The sequence below is a fragment of the Oleiphilus sp. HI0117 genome (assembly GCF_001635235.1).
Window position 1 is genome coordinate 1 of record NZ_LWGA01000874.1, and the last position, 5,195, is coordinate 5,195.

Here is a 5,195-nt window from a genome sequence, read left to right on the forward strand (position 1 = left end):
GCGAATATAAAAGCACGATACCGAAGGTGATAGAGTTCTAATATTAGAATTGACCAAAATAGCTACTAAACTCGGCCCCGGTTAGTATGCTTTTTTCTATCAACTCCAAGCCAATTTCACCTTCACCATAAAAGTTCGGCATTTCACTGTTTCTAAGTTGCGTTTGGGATTCAAGTACTTCCTGATCACTGCCGTGTACTTCTTGATTATAGAAAGCGACGAGTAAAGGCGACTCCGACCGAACGGTGTAGGAAACCTTGCCCAGATATGTACTGACAAATAAGCCTGCTCGACCTCGATCTAGGTTTTCGAGGTAATAGCTCGCAGTTTTAGCATGGTCGATCACGTAGGTTTGTGGGTTGGCGGGGAAGGAGGTAAAGGCGGCTTCGCCTAAATTCCATGGGCCCTTGGTTGTTGTGGCAACTTCAGGATGAAAGTCTTCTAAAAGAGGTAAAACAGTAAAGGCTGTTACGCGCTCGTCATCTATAAAAAGCGTGAGTAAAAACTTTTCGTCGTAGTAATAATTAGCGTTAATATCTTGATTGATAGCGCGGGAGACCTGAGGGCTGCCTAACAGCTCCTCCATATAAGGCACTGTATTACCCACATGTATTTTGGATATCGTTTCATACTCGATATCGTTAGTAAATTCTGAACGAATGGTTTCAACGGTATCACCTAGCACGGTCACCGCTTCGGAGTACTCGCCCAAGGCGATAATGATGGCCAGGAAAGTGAGGAAAGAGCCTTTAAATTTGCTGAAGAAGAGACTTCCCCCGAACATGTGTTGTTCTTTTACTTCTTCTTCCACTTCATCTTCGATTGTATTTTGAAGTTCTTTGCTGAGCTCTTCTTTTAATTCCTGCTTGATTTTTATTCTTTGCTGTTCTTCCATGTTTGTCTCTCTCATTTGGCCGAAGCTGAAAGCCTTAAAAAAACGGCCTAATTTATCGGTACTTAGGAATACGCTTTTTCACTTTGGCTAAGTACTTTCGTGTTTCTTCGTAAGGCAAATGTTCGATTAAGTGATCATAGACTTCTTGGGGTGTAAGGGCGTTTATTTTAGCTAAGGCAGGTTTTAAACGTCGCTTCCCAGTGAAGGCTTTCGCTACATTACCTGCGCCTGTGTTATAGGCGGCAATACTACAATAAAGTCGACTCAGCTCATTTTTGATACCTTTAAGGTAGCGATAGTACAGAATATTTAAATAGGTCGTACCCACTTCAATATTTTTGTCAGAGGTATAGAGATATGAAGGCGAGAGTATTTTTGCCTTGCCAAATAATTGTTGAGTTGCGTCTTGCCCTGCTGAGCTTGGAACAATCTGCATTAGACCATAGGCCGGAATCGGGGAGCGAGCCATCGGGTTGAATGCAGATTCGGTTTCAATAATGGCGTAGACCAGTGCGTCTTCGATTTTTGACTTTGCCGCAAACTTGCTCACGTCACTCGATAACATTTTTGCCTGACGAGGTAATTTATTGACTCTTAAGTCTGCCATCGCTTTAGGCTTTTTAGTTTTGCTACTAGCGATCTTCTTTTCTTTTTCTGCCAGCTTTTTATCGATGACGTTCATAGGAACTTCAACGCTTACGACTTTCTTACCTTGTTTATTGGTTTGTTCTTTTTTCTTGCCTAGTTTGATCATTCGATCAACGATTTCATCAATCTCTTTATCGCTCAGCGCTTGTTCTGCACTGGCTTTAGGAATAAGAATCGGTGTAGGTTTTACCTTGGCAGTTTCGAGTAGAGTAATTTTTTCTTTGCTTTTTTTCTCGATGGCTTGAGCAAGCGTGTCATCTTTGAAGGCTTCTGCTTTGTTCTTGGTGATGAGTTTCTTTAAAGAGCTTCGTAATTCCTTATCGTTGCGCTGCTTGCCTTCATGAGTGTGAGAAATTGAAATGGTTTGCTTCTCAAAATCGACGCTCTTTTTTTCCTTTAAGTCTTTAGAGTATTCGACCCATACTTTACGAGATGATAATTCGGGTTTGTCCCAAACTTTGCTGAGCTTGCTTTGATAGCGCTGTGTTTCTTTCTGGGATATTTTCTTAAACTCTGCAAACTCTTCCATCAGCTTTTTCTTATAGCTATCGAAGGCGTTTGTTTCTTGAAGTTTGAATTTCTCAAACTCGGACATTTCCGGTTTTTTACTAGGGGGTGCACTTTGCTCGAAAGCTTTGTCGATGTCACCAAAAGCTTCGTTCATTTCATTAAAAGGGTCACTAGCAGAAAGGTTACTTATTGGAAGTGCTAGCAAAACCGCTAAATTGAGTAACTTAAAGCCGCCCTTTTTCATAACGTTATCCTTTTATTTGTTTAAGGCTTCAATACGATTTAGGAAGAGCCAGGAGCGAGCTTGTACCCGCCCTGGCAAAGGTGATAAGCGCCGTGATTAGTTTTCAGCGCTAAACTCAGCTTCCATTTCATCGGCTGCTTTCTTGGCTAAGAAACGCTCATATAAAACAGCTTCGTTTTTAGGAGAGATGCTTTTGCCAGAACCTTGAAGCAAGTCTTTAAACAAAGATTCGGTGAGTTCTGGAGACATAGTCACCATGACGCATAGCTTTTGTGTGTCGTCCGGGAAGTCTACATAGTCAATTTTGGTGACGCGGCTACCAGATAAGGTTTTGTTTGCTAGCTGCTTGGAAACCGACTCAAAAGTACCGCCGGTGGTTGAGCCTTCAGCTGTATCGGTTAGACGCTGGTAGGTCTTATCCATGGCTTTAACTTTTACTTCAATCTGCTTGGCTAGTTCTGCGCGAGCTAAAGCCGTTGCTTTGTTTTTCAATACGTTCATATCAGTGGTTGCGCTTACGCATTGTGTGTCAGCGATACCGTTTTCAATGATAGGCATTAGCACCCATGAAGGTAACTTCGCTTTAGGTGCTTCAGGTGCAGGGGCTTGAGAAGCACAAGCGCCAAGCAATGAAAATGCAACAGCCGTAGAAAGTGTTTGGAGGGATTTCTTCAGTTTCATGTTTCTTCCTTATGGGTAGTTTATGTTTTGTTATTTATACTTGAAGGACAAGTCTTCGTTTTGAGATAAAATATTTTTGTTGAGAAGAAAAAAATAATGAAGGACTGACATTGTTCGTTCCCTAAACAGCAATACAAACTCTATCTATACCATAACTTTTATAAATCATCATGAAAATTAAGTCCAGTGGATATACAAGCGGATCATCTACTTGACTAAGCAATGTTCTATTTAGTTGATGCGTGCTAACCAGGCAAAGACTTCAAGCTGGCCACCTTCACTTTCTTTAAAGTGAATGCTCAGTACTTTGGCATGAAGCTTAACATTGGTATTTTCATTGATATTGCTAATTAACAAAGAGCTGTTATCTCCTCGTTGGATGATCACAGATTCTTCAGAAACGTCGCTCTCTTTTTCAAAGGCCAGCTGAATTGCTGCACGCTTGATGGCAAGCTTAATCTGGTCTGAAATCAAACCCGATGCGACAGGTTTTTGTACGGAACCGATAGCACCATCATAGCCAAGGTGTTTGGGGTCTTTTAACCAGGCATTATTGGTCACAGGCTTGGCTTCAGATTGGCGAATATCGCCATAGAGTGCCACGCGGCTGTACAAGGTTCCTTGAGAAGAGCAGCGGTCTGTTACGGCATAGGATAGTGCCTCTTGGGTACCGGTGTTTACCTCTCCATCTTGCTTAAATACATTGTAGCGAAAGTAATTGCTATTGGTTTGGCGGAAGTTCTTCTGCGCAACAATATCAACGCCATACATATATTCCGCCTGCATCAAGGCATTCTCAATTGATTTATAATGCTGCTCAACCGGGCTAGTTGCCTGGTAGCTTACGCCGAGCATGGCGATTTGATCGCCCTTTGAAGGAGTGCACAGCCAGGCAGGCTGACAGGCCGAGATATCGCAGCTTTGCGGAGGGCACTGTTTTGAGATCTCTACTTTGTCGAGCGTTGCGTAGCTGTAGGCATAGCCATCTAGGCTAAACTCATCGCTAAAATATAGGGTTTGGCCATTTAAGGAGGCCGAGTCTACTTTGTCATTAACGCTTTCTAAGACACTTTCAATATCTTGGTTAACCGCAAGGTAGTCAGCCAAGCTCGCCACCGCCCGTTTACGGCTCTTTGTTATCGGTGTCTCGCCACCAATGTAGAGGTCTCTGGCTAGGCCGAATTGGCCAATTCTTTCCTCTGTTATTGGCTGCTCTAACCAGCAGGCTTGGTCACCAATATTCGGTTTGCTTTGTTGGCCTGCACAAGCGACGAGCAGACATATGCTAGAGAGCGTTAGCGGTTTAAGAAAGAGTGCTCTTTTCATAGCAGCCTGCATTGATGGAAGAGGACGACTTAGAATAAACTAAGGTAAGGCTATGAAAGTAAATCCTTTTTGATAGCGATTGTTTCTGTTATTACTCTGGATATCGTTTTTGTATGAGCCCTTAAAGCCATGCTTGCTTCTAATAATTCGGATTGCGACGGTACCACCTGATTTTGCAGTCATCAGACCTGCATGGATCGCAGCAGTACACACTGATGAATCAACATAATATTTATTATTTCCCCCATAAACGTTTTGCACAGCTCCGTTTGGTGGGCAATTGTAAGCGAAGTCCTGGCCTAATCGATTTTGGAACCCTCTAGCCGAGCTTTTCCAACTTGCATCAACGGTTTCTTCAATATCAATGCCACTTACGTTAGGGAGGCTATTAGCCGTAACAGTTTGAACGACCGTATTTGATTTGGAGCCTGCAAGCATCAGTTTATTTTGCAATTCTGCCATTTGTTGCTTAAGTGCAAGGTTCTCGCGCTGTGCAGTTAGTAAAGCCTGTTGCGTCTGATTCGCATTGCCAGCTTGAGTACTTCTAAGTGTCGTTAGTTCGGCATTAAGTTGAGCGTTTTGGTTTTGCAGTATGGAAATACGTTGGTTTAGCGCGGAGGTATCACAAGCCTTTGGCCCAGAGCGATCAATCAGCTTAGCCGTCAGGCTCTCGACTTTACCTTCCAGCTTGGCGATCTTACTCTTCTTCTTTTTTAGTACAGCTAACATTTTCGTTGCTCGCTGGTTGTTCTCACGTAACTCTGTGAGGCAGCTTCCTGTTTCCGCATCAAGCTCAGCATAAGTGCTAGCTTCTCTGCTTGAGTCAGCTTCCATTTCGGCAAAGGCATCAGCGTGGCTAAGAGGTGTCAGGCTGAAGATGAAGAGTAGGGA

General features: G+C 43.1%; 5 protein-coding genes. All 5 read right to left on the reverse strand.

Going from position 1 to position 5,195, the window contains the following annotated elements; genetic code table 11:
• Window positions 1-43: 43 nt before the first annotated feature.
• Entirely contained in the window at window positions 44-895 is an 852-nt protein-coding gene (locus A3757_RS15245) for an ETEC_3214 domain-containing protein (protein WP_068552942.1), read from the reverse strand.
• Between the two features lie 52 nt (window positions 896-947).
• Complete coding sequence (locus tag A3757_RS15250; protein ID WP_068552941.1) at window positions 948-2,297, reverse strand: transglycosylase SLT domain-containing protein; 1,350 nt, start codon at window positions 2,295-2,297, stop codon at window positions 948-950.
• A gap of 96 nt (window positions 2,298-2,393) precedes the next feature.
• Window positions 2,394-2,978: an LPP20 family lipoprotein gene (locus A3757_RS15255; protein WP_068553799.1), complete on the reverse strand. Its 585-nt coding sequence runs from the start codon at window positions 2,976-2,978 to the stop codon at window positions 2,394-2,396.
• A 231-nt stretch (window positions 2,979-3,209) separates the two neighbouring features.
• Window positions 3,210-4,304, reverse strand: coding sequence for a hypothetical protein (locus tag A3757_RS15260; protein WP_068553800.1), 1,095 nt, complete (start codon window positions 4,302-4,304; stop codon window positions 3,210-3,212).
• A gap of 39 nt (window positions 4,305-4,343) precedes the next feature.
• Window positions 4,344-5,195, reverse strand: an 852-nt coding sequence (locus tag A3757_RS15265) for an LCCL domain-containing protein (RefSeq protein ID WP_197470065.1), incomplete at its 5' end; no start/stop codon positions are given.

Coding starts and splice junctions, on each gene's coding strand:
- A3757_RS15245 (WP_068552942.1), bottom strand. CDS start 895: ATGGAAGAACAGCAAAGAATAAAAATCAAGCAGGAATTAAAAGAAGAG.
- A3757_RS15250 (WP_068552941.1), bottom strand. CDS start 2,297: ATGAAAAAGGGCGGCTTTAAGTTACTCAATTTAGCGGTTTTGCTAGCA.
- A3757_RS15255 (WP_068553799.1), bottom strand. CDS start 2,978: ATGAAACTGAAGAAATCCCTCCAAACACTTTCTACGGCTGTTGCATTT.
- A3757_RS15260 (WP_068553800.1), bottom strand. CDS start 4,304: ATGAAAAGAGCACTCTTTCTTAAACCGCTAACGCTCTCTAGCATATGT.